This is a genomic window from Streptosporangium amethystogenes, assembly GCF_000721075.1.
Taxonomy (GTDB): Bacteria; Actinomycetota; Actinomycetes; order Streptosporangiales; family Streptosporangiaceae; genus Streptosporangium; species Streptosporangium amethystogenes.
The window spans coordinates 273964-293763 of the sequence record NZ_JOEQ01000007.1 but is presented as its reverse complement, the minus strand read 5'-3'; the positions used below and the strand labels follow the sequence as shown (position 1 = coordinate 293763).

The 19800-nt window shown below is 70.8% G+C and carries 15 protein-coding genes; 9 read left to right on the top strand and 6 right to left on the bottom strand.

All coding sequences use genetic code 11. From position 1 onward, the window contains the following. The first annotated feature begins 350 nt into the window (after nucleotides 1-350). On the top strand, nucleotides 351-704 hold the full coding sequence (locus IG98_RS53280) for a dolichyl-phosphate-mannose--protein mannosyltransferase (RefSeq protein ID WP_051752047.1): 354 nt from the start codon (nucleotides 351-353) through the stop codon (nucleotides 702-704). Here the strand turns inward: IG98_RS53280 and IG98_RS0113830 are convergent. Next, complete coding sequence (locus tag IG98_RS0113830; RefSeq protein ID WP_245651545.1) at nucleotides 652-2217, bottom strand: hypothetical protein; 1566 nt, start codon at nucleotides 2215-2217, stop codon at nucleotides 652-654. The genes IG98_RS53280 and IG98_RS0113830 overlap by 53 nt on opposite strands. A 101-nt stretch (nucleotides 2218-2318) precedes the next feature. Here IG98_RS0113830 and IG98_RS0113825 point away from each other — a divergent pair, with 101 nt between their 5' ends. From IG98_RS0113825 to IG98_RS0113815, 3 genes are all read left to right on the top strand, one after another. Beyond that, nucleotides 2319-3584 carry a glycosyltransferase gene (locus IG98_RS0113825; RefSeq protein ID WP_030911097.1) on the top strand — a complete coding sequence of 422 codons (1266 nt, stop codon included), beginning with the start codon at nucleotides 2319-2321 and terminating at the stop codon, nucleotides 3582-3584. A 25-nt stretch (nucleotides 3585-3609) separates the two neighbouring features. Continuing rightward, complete coding sequence (metG, locus tag IG98_RS0113820; RefSeq protein WP_030911093.1) at nucleotides 3610-5391, top strand: methionine--tRNA ligase; 1782 nt, start codon at nucleotides 3610-3612, stop codon at nucleotides 5389-5391. A gap of 199 nt (nucleotides 5392-5590) precedes the next feature. Then, a complete protein-coding gene (locus tag IG98_RS0113815) occupies nucleotides 5591-6451 on the top strand; it encodes a TatD family hydrolase (RefSeq protein WP_030911090.1) in 861 nt (286 codons plus the stop codon). Between the two features lie 179 nt (nucleotides 6452-6630). Here IG98_RS0113815 and IG98_RS0113810 read toward each other — a convergent pair whose 3' ends face one another. Together IG98_RS0113810 and IG98_RS54260 are read right to left on the bottom strand one after the other, a co-directional pair. Then, nucleotides 6631-8016 (bottom strand): FG-GAP repeat domain-containing protein, encoded by a 1386-nt coding sequence (locus IG98_RS0113810; RefSeq protein ID WP_030911087.1) that lies wholly within the window; start codon nucleotides 8014-8016, stop codon nucleotides 6631-6633. Next, a complete protein-coding gene (locus tag IG98_RS54260) occupies nucleotides 8013-9740 on the bottom strand; it encodes a protein kinase domain-containing protein (RefSeq protein WP_051752046.1) in 1728 nt (575 codons plus the stop codon). Before IG98_RS54260 ends, IG98_RS0113810 begins: the two co-directional genes overlap by 4 nt. A 225-nt stretch (nucleotides 9741-9965) precedes the next feature. Here IG98_RS54260 and rsmA point away from each other — a divergent pair, with 225 nt between their 5' ends. The 3 genes from rsmA to IG98_RS0113790 all read left to right on the top strand — a co-directional run bounded on the left by rsmA (nucleotide 9966) and on the right by IG98_RS0113790 (nucleotide 13790). Beyond that, a complete protein-coding gene (rsmA, locus tag IG98_RS0113800) occupies nucleotides 9966-10826 on the top strand; it encodes a 16S rRNA (adenine(1518)-N(6)/adenine(1519)-N(6))-dimethyltransferase RsmA (RefSeq protein WP_030911083.1) in 861 nt (286 codons plus the stop codon). A gap of 90 nt (nucleotides 10827-10916) precedes the next feature. Next, nucleotides 10917-11819 (top strand): 4-(cytidine 5'-diphospho)-2-C-methyl-D-erythritol kinase, encoded by a 903-nt coding sequence (locus IG98_RS0113795; protein ID WP_030911080.1) that lies wholly within the window; start codon nucleotides 10917-10919, stop codon nucleotides 11817-11819. A gap of 159 nt (nucleotides 11820-11978) precedes the next feature. Continuing rightward, nucleotides 11979-13790, top strand: coding sequence for an ABC-F family ATP-binding cassette domain-containing protein (locus IG98_RS0113790; protein WP_030911077.1), 1812 nt, complete (start codon nucleotides 11979-11981; stop codon nucleotides 13788-13790). 52 nt (nucleotides 13791-13842) lie between these two features. On the opposite strand, the gene IG98_RS0113785 is transcribed toward IG98_RS0113790, so the two are convergent. Continuing rightward, nucleotides 13843-14394, bottom strand: coding sequence for a MarR family winged helix-turn-helix transcriptional regulator (locus IG98_RS0113785; RefSeq protein ID WP_030911074.1), 552 nt, complete (start codon nucleotides 14392-14394; stop codon nucleotides 13843-13845). Between the two features lie 83 nt (nucleotides 14395-14477). Between IG98_RS0113785 and IG98_RS0113780 the strand changes: the two genes are divergently transcribed. Both IG98_RS0113780 and IG98_RS0113775 read left to right on the top strand, forming a co-directional pair. Beyond that, nucleotides 14478-15215: a trans-aconitate 2-methyltransferase gene (locus IG98_RS0113780; protein ID WP_245651544.1), complete on the top strand. Its 738-nt coding sequence runs from the start codon at nucleotides 14478-14480 to the stop codon at nucleotides 15213-15215. A gap of 107 nt (nucleotides 15216-15322) precedes the next feature. Next, nucleotides 15323-16801 (top strand): CYTH and CHAD domain-containing protein, encoded by a 1479-nt coding sequence (locus IG98_RS0113775; RefSeq protein WP_030911068.1) that lies wholly within the window; start codon nucleotides 15323-15325, stop codon nucleotides 16799-16801. A gap of 53 nt (nucleotides 16802-16854) precedes the next feature. Here IG98_RS0113775 and IG98_RS0113770 read toward each other — a convergent pair whose 3' ends face one another. Then, the gene (locus IG98_RS0113770) at nucleotides 16855-17733 is read right to left on the bottom strand and encodes an NUDIX hydrolase (protein ID WP_030911066.1); all 879 of its coding nucleotides are present in this window, start codon (nucleotides 17731-17733) and stop codon (nucleotides 16855-16857) included. Next, complete coding sequence (locus tag IG98_RS0113765) at nucleotides 17726-19789, bottom strand: RNA degradosome polyphosphate kinase (protein WP_030911063.1); 2064 nt, start codon at nucleotides 19787-19789, stop codon at nucleotides 17726-17728. The genes IG98_RS0113770 and IG98_RS0113765 overlap by 8 nt, the downstream gene beginning before the upstream one ends. Nucleotides 19790-19800: the final 11 nt, after the last annotated feature.

Sequence of the window (19800 nt, the reverse complement as noted above, 5' to 3'; positions counted from 1 at the left end):
GTCAAGTGGTCGGGGATCTTCTTCCTCGTCGCGTTCGCGGTCATGTCCCTGGTCTGGGACGCCGGAGCCCGCCGGGCCATCGGCCTGCGCAGACCGTACCGGGGAGCGTTCAACCAGGACCTGACCGGCGCGGTGTCGGCGCTGGGCCTGCTGCCGGCCCTCACCTACATCGCCTCCTGGACCGGCTGGTTCGCCTCGTCGCTCGGCTGGGGCCGCAACTGGGCGCAGGCGACCTCGCAGGGCCCGGTGTTCTTCGTCTTCGACTCCTTCCGCTCCTGGCTGAGCTACCACTTCCAGGTGCTGAGCTTCCACACCGGGTTGAGCGAGGGGCACACCTACCCCTCATCGCCATGGTCGCCTGGTACGTCGCCACCCGCGACTGGCGGGCCGGGGCCGTACTCCTCGGCTACGCCGCGGGCTGGCTCCCCTGGTTCTACTACGCCCTCGCCGACAACCGGACCATGTACCTGTTCTACGCGATCGCCATGGTCCCCTTCATGATCCTCGCGCTGACCATGGTGGCCGGGCTGATCATCGGGCGGGCCGACGCCGCGCCCAACCGCAGGGCGCTCGGGGCCGCGGTCGTCGGGGCCTTCACCCTGCTGGCGCTGGTCAACTTCTGGTGGCTCCTCCCGGTGCTGGCGGCCGAGGTCATCCCGCACTCCCAGTGGTGGGCGCGGATGCTGTTCCGGAGCTGGGCGTGACGGGCGCGGCAGGTGTGCCGGGCGCGGCGGGCCGGGAGAGCCCGTGGCGCAGCGAGATCGCGGCCGCCAGGCAGGCCAGTGGCACCGCGGGCAGCAGGTAGCGGTAGTCGAACTCGGCGGTCGCGGCCGGGGCCAGGATGAGGCCGAAGGCGCCCAGCCACGGCAGCAGCACGGGGCCGCCCAGCCTGCGCCAGCGCACCGCCACCCCGGCCAGGCCGATCAGCAGCAGCACGCCGATCACGAGGCCGGGCAGCCGGACGATCCGCTGGTAGCCCTGCATGAAGCCCGCCCACGGGTCGTGGACGTCGGTACCGATCACGCGAAGCTTGCCCTGGATCGGCGCGGTCCGCAGGCCCGGATCGTACTTCTGCGCGTCGGTGTCGGTGTTGCCCCGGTACGACGACCAGGCCGGGAGGATCTTGTTCTCCGGCAGGAACTCGTACTGCCGGTAGGTGTTGAAATCCGGGAAGCGCGGCCGGTCCCAGTGGAAGGCGCGGAAGAAGTCGCCGGCCACCAGGCTCAGATAGTCGAGCGGCTGGGACAGGATGGCCCGCTGGGCGAACGCGCTCGCCGTCTTGTTCGTCTCCGGGGTGAACGTGCTGCCCACCCCGAAGGCGTGGAAGCGCTGGCCGTTCTGCGCCCACCAGAGGTACTTCTGCCCGGAGAAGCCGCGCTGGCCCGGCGGCGCGCTGATGCACAGCAGCGCCAGCTCCAGCTCCTCGCGGGGGTCGACCCGCATCTTCTCGCAGTCGGCGAAGAGCGCCGTCCGCATGTAGAGGATCGCCCCGTCGCTGTTGGTCATCGCGAAGTTGCCGTGCGCGGAGGCGAACCAGGCCATGTAGCCGACCACGGGGAGCGCGCACGCGGTGATCATCGCCGCGATCGTCTTCCAGGCCGTGCGCTTGATCAGCAGATAGGCCACGACCAGCGCGAGGATCGGCAGGCCGATCGACCGGGTGAGCGCGGTGAGGGCCAGCAGCAGCCCGATCACCGCGCCGATCCGCCAGGACATCCGCCGGTGCCAGAGCACCAGCGTGATCACGGCCACGACCAGCAGCATGAACATCGCGTCGGACATGACCAGGTGTTCGAGCTGGATCTGGTAGGCGTCGAACAGCACCGGCACCGCGGCCAGCGTCGCCCCCCAGCCGGGCAGGCCGAACCTGCCGCGCAACAGGGTGTAGATCAGCACCGCGATGCCCAGGCCCATCAGGTGCTGTACGAAGACCACCAGACCGAAGCTGTGCAGCGGCCGCAGCGCCAGGAGCAGAAACGAGTAGCCGTTCGGGCGCAGCGCACTGGGCCGGTCGGGGTTCACCGCCCCGGAGACGTACTCGTAGGAGTCGTTGAACCACAGGGCCGGGCCATAGCCGAGCATGGTGACCACACGCAGCAGGAATGCCAGCACGAGGGCGGCCACGAAGAGGCGATGCCGGTGCAGGAACGCCCGCAGGCGAGTGACCCGGTCGGGCGGAGGCACGTCCAGGCGAGGGCGGTCGGCGACGGTCACCATGGAATACAGGATGCCAGCCGTTTCAGGGAGTTGACCCGGGCAAGGGGCTTCAGAGGGCATCATGGTGAGATTGGCTTGTGCCGTGAGCGAAGGGTTGAGACGTGGAACTGACCGTGGTCATGCCTTGTTTGAACGAGGCGGAGACCGTGGAGACCTGCGTACGCAAGGCACTCGCCTGCATGCGGGAGCACGGGATCGACGGGGAAGTGCTGATCGCCGACAACGGCAGCACCGACGGCTCACAGCAGCTCGCACGCGAGGCCGGGGCCCGGGTCGTGCACGTTGACGCCAAGGGGTACGGCAACGCCCTGATAGGCGGTATCCGCGCCGCGCGCGGCCGCTACGTCATCATGGGCGACGCGGACGACTCCTACGACTTCACGGCGCTGCTGCCGTTCGTCGAGCAGCTCCGTGACGGCGCCGACCTGGTGATGGGCAACCGGTTCAAGGGCGGCATCGCGCCGGGCGCCATGCCCCCGCTCCACCGCTACCTGGGCAACCCGGTGCTCTCCTTCATCGGACGACTCTTCTTTCCCAGCGCGATCGGTGACTTCCACTGCGGCCTGCGCGGGTTCCGGCGCGACTCCATCCTCAAGCTCGGCCTGCAGACCGGCGGCATGGAGTTCGCCAGCGAGATGGTGGTCCGCTCGACCCTGTCAGGCCTGGACGTACGCGAGGTGCCCACCACGCTCTCGCCCGACGGCCGCTCCCGCCCGCCGCACCTGCGCTCCTGGCGTGACGGCTGGCGCCACCTGCGCTTCCTGATGCTCTACAGCCCGCGCTGGCTGTTCTTCATCCCCGGCCTGGTGCTGATGACCCTCGGCCTGGTCGCGGGCGCCGCCCTGACCTTCGGCCCGGTCTACATCGGCAAGCTCGCCTTCGACGTCGACACCCTGGTCGGCGCCTCCGCCATGGTGGTGATCGGCTTCCAGGCGGTGCTGTTCGCGCTGTTCACCAAGGTGTACGCGGCCGAGGAGGGCTTCCTGCCGGAAGACAGGCGGGTGCGCAAGCTCATCGACATCGTCTCTCTGGAGAAGGGGCTGGTCGTCGGCGGGCTGCTGGCCCTGGGCGGTCTGGGCGGCCTGGTCGCCTCCCTGGTCCACTGGCAGACCCGCAGCTTCGGCCCGCTGATCCCTTCGGAGTCGCTGCGCCTCGTCGTGCCCTCGGCTACCGCGCTGATCGTGAGTTTCCAGACGATTTTCGCCGCGCTGTTCATCAGCATCCTCGGCATCCGCCGTACCAAGGAGACGCCCATCGACGTGGCCGCCTCCGCGGCGGAGGAGGCCGCCGAGGCCGTCAACCGGGCCGCGGAGGTGGCGGAGGCGGCCGCGAGTGCCACTACTGGCAGGGAGAGCACCAAGGCCTGAGCCCGCGTCCCTTAGGCTGGGCACCATGTCCCAGCACATCCTGACCGCGGTCGCCTGGCCCTACGCCAACGGCCCTCGCCACATCGGGCACGTCTCCGGATTCGGCGTGCCATCCGACGTCTTCAGCCGCTATCAGCGGATGGCGGGCAACATGGTGCTCATGGTGAGCGGGACCGACGAGCACGGCACTCCGATCCAGGTGCAGGCCGACAAGGAGGGCCTGAGCGCCCGCGAGCTCGCCGACCGCTACAACAGGGTGATCGTCGAGGATCTCCAGGCGCTCGGCCTGTCCTATGACCTGTTCACCCGGACCACGACCGTCAATCACTACGCGGTGGCGCAGGAGATCTTCAAGGGGCTCCACGCCAACGGCTACATCTTCCCCCAGACCACGATGGGCGCCATCTCGCCCTCCACCGGGCGCACCCTGCCCGACCGCTACATCGAGGGCACCTGCCCCATCTGCGGTTACCAGGGCGCCCGTGGCGACCAGTGCGACAACTGCGGCAACCAGCTCGACCCGGTCCAGCTGATCGACCCGGTGAGCAAGGTCAACGGCGAGACGCCGGTCTTCGTGGAGACCGAGCACTTCATGCTCGACCTGCCCGCGTTCGCCGAGGTGCTGGCATCGTGGCTGCGCTCCAAGGAGGGCGACTGGCGGCCCAACGTGCTGAAGTTCGCCCTCAACATGCTCGGCGACATGCACCCCCGCGCGATCAGCCGCGACCTCGACTGGGGCGTGCCGATCCCGCTGGAGGGCTGGAGCGACCAGGCCAACAAGCGGCTCTACGTCTGGTTCGACGCGGTCGTGGGCTACCTCAGCGCCTCCATCGAGTGGGCGCGCCGCTCCGGCGACCCGGAGGCCTGGCGCCGCTGGTGGCAGGACCCGGAGGCCCTCGGCTACTACTTCATGGGCAAGGACAACATCGTCTTCCACGCGGAGATCTGGCCGGCGATGCTGCTCGGCTACAACGGCCAGGGTGCCCGCGACGGCAAGCCGGGCTCGCTCGGCGCGCTGAACCTGCCCGCCGAGGTCGTCTCCAGCGAGTTCCTGACCATGGAGGGACGCAAGTTCTCCTCCTCCCGTCAGGTCGTCATCTATGTGCGTGACTTCCTGGAGCGCTACGACGCCGACGCGCTGCGCTACTACATCGCGGTGGCGGGCCCGGAGAACCAGGACACCGACTTCACCTGGTCGGAGTTCCTCAATCGCAACAACGGCGAGCTGGTGGCGGCCTGGGGCAACCTGGTGAACCGCTCGATCTCGATGGCGGCCAAGAACTTCGGGGTCATCCCCGAGGCAGGCGACTTCACCGATGTCGACCGCGCCATGCTGGAGCGGAGCCGCTCGGCCTTCTCGAAGGTCGCGGCCGAGTTCGAGCAGTGCCGGTTCAAGAACGCGACGAACGAGGCGTTCGAGGTCATCCGCGAGGCCAACAGGTACCTGGCCGAGCAGGAGCCCTGGAAGATCAAGGACAACCCCGCGCGGGTGAAGACCATCCTGCACGTCGCCCTGCAGGTGGTGGACGACGCCAAGACCCTGCTGACCCCGGTGCTGCCCAACTCCTCCAACAAGATCTACGCGATGCTCGGCGGCACCGGGGTCTGGGCGGGCATGCCGGAGATCCAGGAGGTCACCGACGAGGACGGCCGGAGCTACCCGATCATCACCGGCTCCTACGACGGCGCCGCGCGCTGGGAATCCGTTCCGATCCGGGTGGGCACCCCGCTCTCCCCGCCGACCCCGCTCTTCGTCAAGCTCGACCCGAAGATCGTCGAGGAGGAACTGGCCCGTCTGGGCGAGTAACGAACGCAGGTCCCCGGGCCTGGGAGCGGGCCGGTACCTGGCTCTGGGCAGGATGCCGGCCCCTGCCCGGCTCGTGTCCGGTGCCGTCGGCGGACGGGCCGGTGCGCGCGGGCCGCGGCCCGGTCCCGGGCCTGGGACCGAGCCGGTCCGCGGGGGCGCCGGGCGCGGGCCGGGCCGGCTCCTCGGTAGGTTGGACGGCGTGAGCACGCAGAAGCTTCCCGTCGCCCCCGAGCCCCTGCCGGCAGAGGTGTTCGACAGCCACTGTCACCTGGACATCATGGTGGGCAACCGCCAGGCGTCCTCGGGCGACCCGGTCGCGCAGGCCGCGCAGGCGGCTCAGGCGAGCGTCGAGGGCATCCTCGACGAGGCCCGCGCCGTCGGCGTGACGCGGCTCGTCACGATCGGCTACGACCTGCCATCCTCGCGCTGGAACGCCGAGACGGCCGCGCTCCACCCCGATGTCTACGCCGGGGTGGCCGTCCATCCCAACGAGGCGCACGCCTCGACGCCGGAGACCCTCGCCGAGATCGAGCGGCTGGCCCGCCTGCCGCAGGTCCGGGCGGTGGGGGAGACCGGGCTCGACTACTACCGCGACTGGGCGTCGAAGGGCGACCAGCACGCCAGTTTCCGGGCGCACATCGAGATCGCCAAGCGGACCGGCAAGGCCCTGGTGATCCATGACCGCGAGGCCCACGACGACGTGCTGCGCGTGCTGGCCGAGCAGGGCGCCCCGGAGGTAGTGGTCTTCCACAGCTTCTCCGGTGACGCCGAGATGGCCAAGCAGTGCGTCGATGCCGGATATTTCATGTCATTTTCTGGGCCGGTCACCTACAAGAACGCCGGATACCTCCGCGAGGCCGCGAGGGTCGCGCCGAGGGAGCTGATCCTCGTCGAGACCGACGCGCCCTACCTCCCGCCCACGCCGCACCGGGGCAAGCCCAACGCGCCCTACCTCATCCCGCTCACGCTGCGCTGCCTCGCGGAGGTCAAGGAGATCGGCCTCGCCGACCTCGCCGCCGCCGTCAGCGCCAACGGGGAGACCGTCTTCGGCTCCTGGTGACGGCCGCTCCAGCCAGAACCACGGCCGGGCCACCTGCCGGCGAGCTTCGCGTGACGTCGGGTGGCAGGGAGGCCGGGCTCAGGTCGGCCGTGGTCGACGACGGTCCGCGGCGAGGTGCGGCGGCCGGGTGATCTCCCTCCCCGGTTCCGGTCCGCGAGCCGTCGGAGCCGGGAAGGGGCTCAGCCCACCGCGGCGCCGAAGTCGGCGGAGGCGCCGCCGTCCAGGGCCGGGATCTTTCCGGTGCCCGGCGAGAGCGGGACGCCTTGGGCGTCGTTGCGGCCCAGCAGGATGACCGTTCCCGCGCCCGCCTGGTCGGGGGCGCCGACGACCAGCCGGTTACCGCTGAACCCGACGGCCCAGCCGAAGTGGTCGCCGGCCTGGCTCTGGGTGACCAGCCGGCTCCCCGCCGGGTCGTCCACCGGCACCAGTCGTACGCCGCCGCGCCGGTCGGGGCCGTCGAAGGGCACGCCCACGGCGAGTCTGACCCCTCCGGAGGCGGTGAACGCCAGCGAGAACCCGTACCCCTCGCCCGCCGCTCCCTCGGGGCCCTGGTCGAAGGTGGCGGCAGGGGCGATCTCCAGGGTGCTTGAGGCCTGGAACAACTGGACGAGACCGGAGTCCCGCACGCCCCCGCGGTCACCGAGCGGGGCGCTCACCGCGAGATAGCCGACGTCGCCCTCCTCGGCGTAGGCCATCGCGTAACCGAACCGGTCGCCCGCGCCGGCGTCGACGATCTCGCGGAGGTCCCACTTCTTGTTCCGGTACTCGCTCCGGGACCCGCGTACATCGAAGATCACTGTGAGCGCCCCCACGTCCAGCCGGCCCCCGGCGGCCTGGGGTCCCGTTCCGTCGTCGTTCTCGTACGGCGATCCGACCGCGAGATCCGGCTCGCCAGGGGTGCCGCCCAGTCTGCCGATCGCCAGCGACCAGCCGAACATGTCGCCGGCCTCGCCGTTGCCCGTGACGCCCTTGGACTCCTGGGAGATCCGCCGGCCCTCGCCGGACGCCTCGGTGTCGAACAGGTAGACCGCGCCGGAGTCGGCGACACCGTCGGCGTTCTCGTGCGGGGCGCCGGCCGCCACCAGTGCCTCGCCGGAGGCCAGGGACCAGCCGAAGTGAGCGTCGGCCTCGGGTGAGGGAGACACCAGGCGGATCGTCCTGGGGTCGGGGCCGCCGTGCACCACGTAGACCGCGCCCGCGTCCCGGTAGCCCGCCACGTCCGCGTACGGGGCGCCGATGAGCAGGTCGGCGCAGCCGTCGCCGTCGATCCTGGCCAGCCGCACCGACCACCCGAAGCCGTCACCCGACTCGGTCTCGGGGACGGTCACGGCCTTCCCGTCCTCCCCCCGGCCGAACAGCACGTGCACGGCTCCCGCGCCGGCCAGCCCGCCGGGGTCGGCGAACGGGTCACCGACCGCGATGTCGTCCACCCCGTCGCCGTCGAAGTCGCTCGTGGCCGTTCCGGTGCAGTCGGCGGCCGGGGCGGAAGCGGCATCGGACCAGGCGGACCCGGTGGACGACCACGTGATCGCGGCCGCGGCCACCAGAGAGAGCAGCAGCCTCATGACACCCTCACCTCTATCTCCCCGCCGCCCTCGATCACCGTTCCGGTCAGCTTCGCGGGTTTGCGGGACGGGGGCAGGTCGTAGACCAGGACGCCGTCCACCTTCGCCCCGGGGGGCAGGGTGGCCGGCGGTTCCGTCGAGACGCTCTCGGGGGGGTGCGCCGTGCCGACGTCGTCGAGCAGGGTGAGCGGGGTGCGGCTGAGCCGGGCGGCCTCCGCGCCGGTGTTGACCAGCGTCCACGGGATCGCGCAGAGCCTGCCGCGTACCGGGGTGGCGTTCCGGTAGACGGTGAGCCCGCACGCCGGGGTGCGCGGGATGATCAGCTGTGGATCCTCAAGGAAGGAGCCTGTCGTGACCCTGCGGCCCACGTCGGTGGCGCCGGTACCACCGGTGAAAGCGGCACTGCCCGCCCGAGCCTCCCCCCGGTCATCCGGGTCCGGGCCACGCAGGTTCAGCAGCACGACGACCGTGACGGCCAGTGCCGCGAGCACGGCCAGCCCGGCGAACAGCCAGCGCCGCCGGGGCGTCGTCCCCTCGGCGCCCGGCGGGTCCGATCCCGCGGGGAGCCGGAAGCCGGACGATGCCCGGGCCGGGACGGGGCCGGTGAACGGTTGTGACGGCGATGTCGTGGGCTCGGGCCGCGGGGGCGAGGGGGAGCCCTCAGGCGCCGGTGCCGTGGAAGGGACGGGCGGCGCGGGTGTGGAGGGGGCGGTGGCCGGGTCCGCGGGCTCCTGGATCGGTGGCGAAACGGGGAACCGCGCCCCCAGGTTCAGCGCGCTGAGCGTCTGGGTGGAGTCGGGCTCCACGTTGGCGGGCGGCTGCCAGGACTCGTGGAGCAGATCACTGGCTATCAGCGTGGGCGGGTCGGCCCGGGTGGGAGCCGGTGAGGACGGAGCGGCGATCCCACCGCCGACCAGGGCGATCAGCAGGTCCTGGGCGGTGGGCCGCTGGTAGGGGTCCATCGCGGTCGCGCGGCGGGCCAGGTCGTTCAGCGGGGCGGGGAGCGCGCCCAGGTCGGGCGGGCTGTTGAGCAGCCGGGTGGCCATCGTCAGCAGGTCGCCCCGCCCGTAGGGGTGGCGGCCGTTGCCCGCGTACGCGACCAGGCAGCCCCAGGCGAAGATGTCCGCGGCCGGCGTGATGTCCAGGCCCTGGACCTGCTCGGGGGCCCACCAGCCGGGGCTGCCGAGCACCTCGCCCGAGCGGGTGAAGCTGTGCGTGGAGTCGAGGGCCCTGGCGATGCCGAAGTCGATCACACGGGGTCCGGACATGGACAGGATCACGTTGGCGGGTTTGAGGTCGCGGTGCACCAGGCCCGCGACGTGGATCGCGGCCAGCGCCGCCGCCACCCCCAGGGCCACGCCGTGCAGCGTTCCAGGCTCCAGCGCGCCGTGCTCGGAGATCTGGCGGGACAGTGGCGTGCCTGCGATGTACTCGGTGACCATGTACGGCCGGTTGTCGTCGCCGGTGCCGTTGTCCAGCACCTGTGCCGTACAGAACGAGGCCACCCGCCGGGCGTTGTCGACCTCCGCGTGGAATCTCGCGGCGAAGCCGTCCTCGACCGCGACCTCCGCCTTCACCACCTTGAGCGCGACCGGTCGCCCCGCCGGCGCCAGTGCCAGGTAGACGGTTCCCATCCCGCCCTCGCCAAGGCGCCCGAGCAGGCGGTAGGCCCCGATGCGCTCGGGGTCGGTGGATCGCAGTCCTTCGACACCGGGCCGGTTCACGTCCTCTTCACCGGGAAGGTTCCCTTCCTCGCAGTCGGTCCCCCGTATGGCAACGTTATCCACAACGGAACCTCTCGTCCTCCATCACGCGTCCTCGCATGGGCTTCGGTGCGGGAAACTTGTCGAATGACATGGGAGAGCGACCTTGGGTGATCGAGGCAGGCACATCGGAGACCACAGCGGTCCGGCGGGCATGGAGTCCGGGCCACTGCGTGAGGGACCAGCATGAGCCTTCTTGGTCCAGCGGAGATACGTATTTTGGCGAACAAGCTCAATATTCGTCCTACAAAGAAGCTCGGCCAGAACTTCGTGATCGACGCGGGCACGGTCCGCAAGATCGTGAGGGTGGCCGAGCTTGAGCCCGACGACGTGGTCATCGAGGTCGGTCCGGGGCTGGGGTCGCTCACGCTCGCGCTGCTTCCCGAGGTCCGCGGCGTGATCGCGGTGGAGATCGATCCCGTTCTCGCCGCCCAGCTGCCGCTGACGGTCGACCGCCACGCCCCGGAGCTCGCCGACCGGCTCACCGTGGTGCTCGCCGACGCCATGCGTGTGCTGCCCGAGGATCTGCCCGCGGAGCGGCCGAGCGCGCTGGTCGCCAACCTTCCCTACAACGTGTCGGTCCCGGTGCTGCTTCACCTGCTGGAGACGCAGCCGTCGCTGCGCAAGGTCCTGATCATGGTCCAGGCCGAGGTCGCCGACCGGCTGGCCGCCGGCCCCGGTTCCAAGGTCTACGGCATCCCCTCGGTCAAGGCCGCCTGGTACGCCGACGTCCGCCGGGCCGGGCCGGTCGGCCGCACCGTCTTCTGGCCGGTTCCCAACGTCGACTCCGGCCTGGTCGCGATGGTCAGGCGGGAGCCGCCCACGACGGTGGCCACCCGCGAGGAGGTCTTCGCGGTGGTGGACGCCGCCTTCGCCCAGCGTCGCAAGACCCTGCGTGCCGCCCTCGCCTCCTGGGCCGGTACGGCCCCCGCCGCGGAGCGGGCGCTGCGGGCCGCCGGAATCGACCCCGCCACGCGCGGCGAGCAGCTCACAGTCGAGGATTTCGCGCGGATCGCCGAGAACCGTACGCCTGAAAGCAGTACATAGTGTGATTTGCCGGTTCGTTTGCGTGCGGAGGGGAGGGATCCCGTTACGATCTGACGTCGTGACAAGTGAGCGAGCCCCCATGGGGGACGCATGAACTCCGTGACCGTCCGCGTACCAGCGAAGGTCAACCTGCAACTTGCCGTCGGACCGCTGCGGGATGACGGCTACCACGACCTCGTCAACGTCTTCCACGCCGTCTCGATCTTCGACGAGGTCACGGCCACCGCGGCCACCGGGATGAGCGTCCGGGTGGAGGGCGAGTCCGCGGATCAGGTGCCCGAGGACGGCGACAACCTCGCGATCCGGGCAGCCCTCGCGCTGGCCGGGCACGCGGGCCGCCCGTACGGGGTGAACCTGCTCATCCGCAAGTCGATCCCGGTGGCGGGCGGCATGGCGGGCGGCAGCGCCGACGCCGCCGCGGCCCTGGTCGCCTGCAACGAGCTGTGGGGTCTCGGCCTGCCGCGTGAGGACCTGATGGAGATCGCCGCCGACCTCGGCAGCGACGTCCCCTTCGCCCTGCTCGGCGGTACGGCGATCGGCACCGGCAGGGGAGAGCGGCTGACCTCGCTGGACGTCGCGGGTACCTTCCACTGGGTGTTCGCGCTGGCCGACGGCGGCCTGTCCACGGCCGCGGTCTACGCCGAGTGCGACCGTCTCCGCCAGGCGAGCGGCGAGCTGGTGGCCTGGCCCCAGGCCGCCGAGGCACTGCTGGCCGCGCTCCGCGAGGGAGACGCGGAGGCCCTCGGCGCCCAGCTCGGCAACGACCTGCAGCCCGCCGCCGTGGCGCTGCGCGGCTCGCTGGCCCACACCCTGGACGCGGGGCGAGAGCAGGGCGCCCTCGGCTCGCTGGTCTCCGGCTCCGGGCCCACCTGCGCCTTCCTCGCCCGGTCGGCGGCCCACGCGGGCGAGCTGGCGGCCGGCCTGAAGGACGCCGGTGTGGCGCGCGACGTCATCACCGCCCACGGCCCGGTGCCCGGCCCGGCGGTCGTCTAGCCTCCCGTGCTCACCGGCCCCGCGGGCGGGCCGCTCCCGCCGGTCGGGGCGGCCGTCCGAGGGAGGCGTGGGGCTCCTGTTCCCGAAGGCGTCGTCCGGGACGGGACGGTTCTCACGGCGGGGGCCGGGTGAGCCGGGAGCGGATACGCTTGTCTAGCGATGAATCTGGTCAATCTTGAGTCGGTCTCCCACTCCTACGGTCCCAAGCCCCTGCTCAACGACGTCTCACTCGGCATCGAGGCGGGCGACCGCATCGGTGTGGTCGGCCGCAACGGCGGTGGCAAGACCACCCTCATCTCGGTGATAGCCGGCGACCTCAGGCCCAATGCCGGGCGGGTCACCCATAACAGGGGGCTCCAGGTAGGGGTGCTGTCGCAGGGCGACGACCTCGACCCGGCGCGGCCGGTGCGCGACATCGTCCTCGGTGACAGGTCCGAGCACGAGTGGGCGGGTGACGCGGGCATCCGTGAGATCCTCGCCAACCTGCTCGGCGACATCGACCTGACCGCGCTCGCCGGAAGCCTGTCGGGAGGTGAACGGCGCCGCACCGCCCTCGCCAAGCTGCTCATCGACGAGCACGACCTGATCATTCTGGACGAGCCCACCAACCACCTCGACATCGAGGCCATCGACTGGCTCGCCAGGCACCTGGCCGGTCGTAGGACGGCACTGCTGGTCGTCACCCACGACCGGTGGTTCCTGGACGCGGTCTCCACCAGGACGTGGGAGGTCGTCGACGGCGCGGTCGAGCGCTATGAGGGCGGGTACGCCGCGTACGTGCTGGCCAAGGCCGAGCGCGCCCGGGTGGCCGCCGCCTCCGAGGCCCGCCGCCAGAACCTGATGCGCAAGGAGATCGCCTGGCTGCGCCGGGGGCCGCCCGCCCGCACCTCCAAGCCCAAGTTCCGCATCGACGCCGCCCAGGCGTTGATCGCCGACGAGCCTCCGGCCAGGGAGAGCGTCGAACTGGTCAAGTTCGCCGCGGCCCGGCTGGGACGCACGGTCTACGACCTTGAGGACGTCACGCTGCACGCCGGGGGCCCCGGTCAGGGACCGCTGGTCCTCGACCACTCGACCTGGCAGTTCGGCCCCGGTGACCGGATCGGCCTGATCGGGGTGAACGGCTCCGGCAAGTCCTCGCTGCTCCGCCTGCTCGCCGGTACCGTGCACCCCGACTCGGGCAGGCTGGTACGCGGCAAGACGGTCCGCCTGGCGCATCTGTCGCAGGAGCTGGGCGAGCTCGACCCTGAGCGCCGGGTGCTGGAGACCGTCGAGGAGGTCCGCAAGTTCATCCAGGTCGGCAAGAAGGAGTGGACCGCCTCCCAGCTGCTGGAGCGCCTCGGCTTCAAGGGGGACGCGCAGTGGAAGGTCGTCGGTGACCTGTCCGGTGGCGAGCGGCGCCGCCTGCAGCTGCTCCGCCTGCTGATGGACGACCCCAACGTGCTGCTGCTCGACGAGCCGACCAACGACCTCGACATCGAGACGCTCAACGAGCTGGAGGACCTGCTCGACGGCTGGCCGGGCACGCTGATCCTGGTCAGTCATGACCGGTACTTCCTGGAGCGGGTCACCGACAGGACCGTCGCCCTGCTCGGTGACCACAGGCTGTCGATGCTCCCCGGCGGAGTGGACGAGTACCTGGCCCGGCGGGCCTCGGGGGCGGCGCTGTCCGCGCGCGCGGCGTCCGGCGCGGTCTCCGGCGCGGCCTCCGCCACCTCGGCCATGATCGTGAAGGAGACGACGGCCGGTCTGTCGGCGCGTGAGGAGCGCGATCTCCGCAAGGAGCTCTCCCGCCTGGAACGCCAGCTCGACAAGCTGAGCGGCCGCGAGACGAAACTGCACGAGTCGATGGCCGACGCCGCCGCCGACTACGAGCGGCTGGCCTCGCTCGACGCGCAGCTGAAGGAGATCCTCGCGGAGAAGGACTCGATCGAGGGTGAGTGGCTGGAGCTGGCCGACCGCCTGGGGGAGTGAGTCTCTCGGAGGCCGCGCCGGGTTTATCCCGTCGCCCTCGGGCATGGGAGGGTCAGTGCGCTCCGGTGTCGGTCGCGTCAAAAGGGACGAGTAGCGTGCGCAGCAGGTCCGAAAGGGCCTGCTGTTCGCGTTTCTGCAGGCTCGCCAGGAGTTCGCGTTCGCGGCGCAGCAGGTCGGCGAAGGCGTTGTCCACCCGGGTCCGCCCGGCGTCGGTCAGGGAGACCAGGACGCCGCGCCGGTCCTCGGGGTCGGGACGCCGCCTGACCAGCCCGGCCGCGGCCAGCCGGTCGATCCGGTTGGTCATCGTCCCCGACGTCACCAGCGTCGCGCGGAGCAGGGCTCCCGGGCTCATCTGGTACGGCTCCCCGGCCCGGCGCAGGGCGGTGAGCACGTCGAACTCCCAGGTCTCCAGGTCGTGCTCGGCGAAGGCGGCCCGGCGGGCGCGGTCGAGGTGTCGGGCCAGCCGGGAGACCCGGCTGAGCACCTGGAGCGGCTCCACGTCGAGGTCCGGGCGTTCCTGGTTCCAGGCGGCGACCAGCAGGTCGACCTCGTCCTTCGCTCCGGCCGAACGGCTGGAGTCATGGTCCGCGTGGTGCAGGGTCATGTCAGGAGTCTATCTGTCTTGACATCGAGATATCTCGCCGGATATCAATTGTCTTGATGTCAAGATATGCCTGGGACCCCGTAATGTACGGGCGCTACGCCGACGAGCGCTCGCGCCCCTTCTTCGATCTTGTCTCCAGGATAACCGTAGCGAACCCCGGTTACGTGGTCGACGCGGGTTGCGGCACCGGCGGGCTCACCGCCGAGCTCGCCAGGCGCTGGCCGGACGCCCGGGTCCACGGCTTCGACTCCTCACCCGCCATGATCGAGAAGGCGCCGGCGGGCGGTTCGCTCTCCTTCTCCGTCGAGGACGTCACGCGCTGGCGCCCGGAGCGGCCGGTCGACGTGATCGTGTCCAACGCCGTCCTGCACTGGGTGCCCGACCACCGCGAGTTGCTGCCGCGCTGGATGGAGGCCCTCGCCCCCGGTGGCCGGCTCGCCTTCCAGGTTCCCGGCAACTTCGACGCCCCCAGTCACGCCCTGGTCCGCGAACTCTGCCGGACGAGGTGGCGCGACCGGCTGGGCGACCTGGCCCGCCCCTCCCCGGTCGACGACCCGGCCGGCTATCACGACCTGCTCGCTCGACCGGGCTGCCGGGTGGACGCGTGGGAGACCACCTACCTGCACGTGCTCCCCGGCGACGACGCCGTGCTCTCCTGGATCACCGGTACCGCCCTGCGCCCCATGCTCGACCGGCTGGACCCCGCCGAGGCCACCGGCTTCCTCGCCGACTGCGCCGCCCTGCTCCGCGAGGCCTACCCCCGCGGGCCGCACGGCACGGTCTTTCCCTTCCGCAGGATCTTCGTGGTCGCCGGGAGGTGACCGGGTGACGCGCCGCTGCCCGCCCAGGGGGCCGGCGAGCTCAGGAGCGGGTTTCCGGCCAACCAGCCGGGCATGAATGGATATATGGGTAAATTAGGTGATGACCTGTGGCAATAGAGATCGAGGATAAGTTCGACGTGCCGGAGGATTACCGGCTGCCGGACCTCACCGGACTTCCGGGCGTCGGGGAGGTCGTGGGCCCGAAGACCCATCGGCTGGTCGCCCTCTACTTCGACACGCCCGATCTGCGGCTCGCCGCGCGGGGGATCACCCTGAGAAGGCGCAGGGGCGGCACCGATCCCGGCTGGCACCTCAAGCTTCCCAAGGCCAAGGGCGTACGGCAGGAGATCACCCACCCGCTGACCCGGAGTATCAAGATCGTTCCTGCCGAGCTGGCGGATCTGGTGCTCGCCTACACCCGGGGCGCCCCGCTGGCGCCCGTCGCCGAGCTGGACACCCGCCGTGCCGTCACCACGCTGGTCAACGGCGCCGGGGTGAGGCTGGTCGAGATCGCCGACGACCGGGTCAAGGGCACGGTGCTCGGCGACGAGCCCCACGTCGAATGCTGGCACGAGGTCGAGGCGGAGATCCTCCAGGGCGACGAGAAGCTGCTGAGGAAGGTCGGAAAGCGGCTGCGCAAGGCCGGCGCCGGCCCCGCCGAATCGGCGAGCAAGCTCGCGCGCCTGCTCGACGGCGCCGGAGCGGTTCACCGGCAGCCGCCTGCCAGGACAGCCACGGGTTCCGCGGGTGAGGTCGTCGTCGGTTATCTCACCGCTCAGGTCGGCGCGTTGCTCATGCAGGACCCCCGGGTCCGTAGGGCCGAGGAGGACGCCGTGCACCAGATGCGCGTCGCCACCCGGCGGCTGCGCAGCGCGATGAAGTCGTTCAGGACGGTCGTCGGGGGCACCGGGAGTGTCCAGGACGAGCTCAAGTGGCTCGGCGCGGTCCTCGGCGAGGCACGCGACCTGGAGGTCATCCGCGAGCGGTTCGCGAGCAGGCTCGACAGCCTGGACAGCGTGCTGATCGTGGGTCCGGCCAGGGCTCGCCTCAGCTCCGACCTGCTGGACGACGAGCACGAGGCCCTCGACCGGATCAGGGACGCCCTCGGCGGGGAGCGCTACTTCGCCCTGCTCGACGCCCTCGACGACCTGATCGCCACCCCCGTGCTCACCAAGGCCGCCGGCAGGCCCGCGGAGACCCTGAAGGCCGTCGCGGCCAAGAGCTGGCGCCGGGTCGCCAGGGCCTACGACACCGCGCTGTCCATCGAGAACCCCGCCGAGCGCGAGTCCGCCATGCACGAAGTGCGCAAGGCGGCCAAGCGGGCCCGTTACACCGCTGAGGTGCTCGGTATGAAGAAGCTGGCCAAGCGGGCGGAGACGATACAGGAGGCGCTGGGCACCCACATGGACGGCGTCGCCGCGCAGGAACGGTTGGTCGCCGAGGCCGCGAACGCCCGTCTGGCGGGGGAGGACACCTACACCTACGGCGTGCTGACCGGTGTGGAGCGGGTCGAGGCCGAGCGCGCCGCCGAGGAGTTCCCCCGGCTCTGGGCCGACACCGAGGACGCCGTCGCGAAGCTTCTCTGACGTCCTCTCGGCCGCCACGCGCCCGGGACCGGCGAGGGACCCTGGAGCTCGCGTCAGACGGTGTAACGGTCCACGGCCACGACACGGCCGCCGTTGTGGTGCAGCACCGTGAACGCGCCCTTGGCCGGTTGCGCGTCGCCGGACCGGCCGCCGACTTCGGAGATCAGCTCGGGCAGGATCTTGCCGTGGCCGCAGAACACCGTGGCCCGGTTCGCGGCCAGGGCCTCCTGGACCAGACGGAGGGAGCCCTGGAAGTCGTAGTGGGTCTCCGACAGGACGGGTTCGAGCCGGACCGGCAGGCCGGTCCGTTCGGCGTACGGCTCCAGGGTCTGCACGCACCGCCTGCTGGGGGAGCTGACCAGCTCCGCGGGGCGGAAGGCGCCCAGCACCCTCGCGAGCACCTCGGCCTGCCTCAGGCCGTTCTCGTCGAGCGGCCGGTCGTCGTCGTCGCCCTTCCAGTCCTGCCGGCTCCCCGCCAGAGCGTGCCGTACCAGCACGAGCGGGGTGGTCGCGAGCGATGCCGTGCCGAGCGCGCGGAGCAGTTCGGCGTCCCAGTCGTAGGTCAGGCGCCGTGCGGCCTCCTCGACGGGCAGCCAGACCACATCGTCGACCTCATGCGTGTCGGTACGGCGCTCCTCGGAGAGCATCCTGGCCACCCAGTAGTCGACGCGCTTGGGCCGGCCGCCCTTCGTGTAGTGGCCCGGCGGCAGCGACCGGCCGAGCTCCACGGTGATCCCCGTCTCCTCGGTCACCTCGCGCAGCGCGCCGGCGATGGGGTGCTCGCCGTTCCTCAGCTTCCCCTTGGGGAACGACCAGTCGTCGTACCTGGGCCGATGGACGAGGGCGACCTCCGGCGCGTCTGGTGAACCGCGCCAGACGACCGCCCCGGCCGCGCGGATCATGCCGTCCGGACGGGTGGCGTGCTCAGCCATCGACGGCCTTCCACCTGCGGGTGCCGAGCAGATAGGTCTGCAGGTCATTGCCGGGATGCCGGACCCAGGTCCCGTCCGGGTTGAGCCACCAGGTCAGGGTGTCGTCGGACATGGCCTGGTCCAGCAGGCCGCTGAGATAGTTCCGCTGCTGCTGGCTGGCGACCTTGACCAGCACCTCCACCCGGCGCTCGATGTTGCGGCGCATCAGGTCGCCGCTGCCGATCCAGATCTCCGGGCGCCGGCCGTGGCCGAACTCGTAGATCCGCGAGTGTTCCAGGAAACGGCCCAGCACGCTCCTGACCCGGATGTTCTCCGACAGCCCCGGTATGCCGGGGCGGAGCGTGCAGACCCCCCGCACCCACAGATCCACCGGTACGCCGGCCTGCGACGCCCGGTAGAGGGCGTCGATGATGGGCTCGTCGACCAGGGAGTTCGTCTTCATCCTGATGCCGGCGGGGCGGCCCGCCTCCTGATGGGCGATCTCCCGCTCGATCCTGGCCAGCAGCCCGCCGCGCAGGGAGTGCGGGGCGACCAGCAGCCGCCGGTAGGCCGAGTGTTTGGAGTAGCCGGTCAGGTGGATGAACAGGTCCGTGACATCCTCGCCGACCAGCCGGTCGGCGGTGAGCAGTCCCAGATCCTCGTACAACCTGGCGGTCTTGGGGTTGTAGTTGCCCGTGCCGATGTGGCAGTAACTGCGCAGCTCGCCCGAGGGTTCCTGCCGCACCACCAGGGCCAGCTTGCAGTGGGTCTTCAGGCCCACCACGCCGTAGACCACGTGGCATCCGGCCCGTTCCAGCTTGCGCGCCCAGGTGATGTTGGCGTGCTCGTCGAACCTGGCCTTGATCTCCACGACCACGACCACCTGCTTGCCCGCCTCGGCGGCGTCGATCAGCGCGTCCACGATCGGTGAGTCGCCGCTGGTGCGGTAGAGCGTCTGCTTGATGGCCAGCACGTTCGGGTCGGCGGCGGCCTGCTCGATGAACCGCTGCACGCTCGTGGCGAACGAGTCGTACGGGTGGTGCAGCAGCACGTCCCGCTCGCGCAGCACCGCGAAGATATCGTCCTCGGCGTGCACGACCTCCGCGGGCACGAACGGGCGGAAGGTCAGCTCGGCCCGGTCGAGGTCGGCGATCGCGTGCAGCCCGGTCAGGTCCAGTGGCCCCGGAAGTCGGCAGATCTCGTACTCGGCCACTCCCAGCTCGTCCACCAGCAGGTCGAGCACCTCGGGCGTGATGGTGTCCTCGACCTCCAGCCGGACCGGAGGGCCGAAGCGGCGCTTGAGAAGCTCGCGCTCCAGGGCCTGCATGAGGTTCTCGGTGACGTCCTCGTCGACGTCCAGGTCCTCGTTACGGGTCACCCGGAAGGCGTGGTGTTCGACGATCTCCATACCTTTGAAAAGCTGCCCCAGGTGAGCGGCGATAACATCTTCCAGCGGGACGAAACGATTCATGGACGCCGTGACGAAGCGGGGAAGCCGGCTGGGCACCTTGACCCGGGCGAAGACCGTGTTGCCGGTCGAGGGGTTGCGGACGGTGACGGCCAGGTTCAGTGAGAGTCCCGAGATGTACGGGAAGGGGTGGGCCGGGTCGACGGCCAGCGGCGTCAGCACCGGCCTGATCCGCTCCCTGAAGAGCCTGCGCATCTCGGTGCGCTCGTCGCGGCCGAGGTCGTCCCAGCGCACGATTTCGATGCCCTCGGCACTCAGCTGCGGGCGGATCCGCTCGTAGAAGCAGGCCGACTGCCGCAGCGCGAGGTCGTTGGCGATCGCCGCGATCCTGGACAGTTCCTCACGGGGCTTCAGCCCGCTCTTCGTGCGAAGCAGGAGGCCGGTGGCCATCCGCCGTTTCAGCCCGGCCACCCGTACCCGGAAGAACTCGTCCAGGTTGCTGGCGAAGATGGCAAGGAACCGTACTCTCTCCAGCAGCGGCAGGGACGGATCCTCCGCCATCTCCAGAACCCGTTGGTTGAACTGGAGCCAGCTCTCCTCCCGGTTGAGGAAGCGCTCTTGCGGGGGAGGAAGTCCGTCGGGGGTGGAGCGAGCAAGTTCAGCGGACATATGACCAGAAT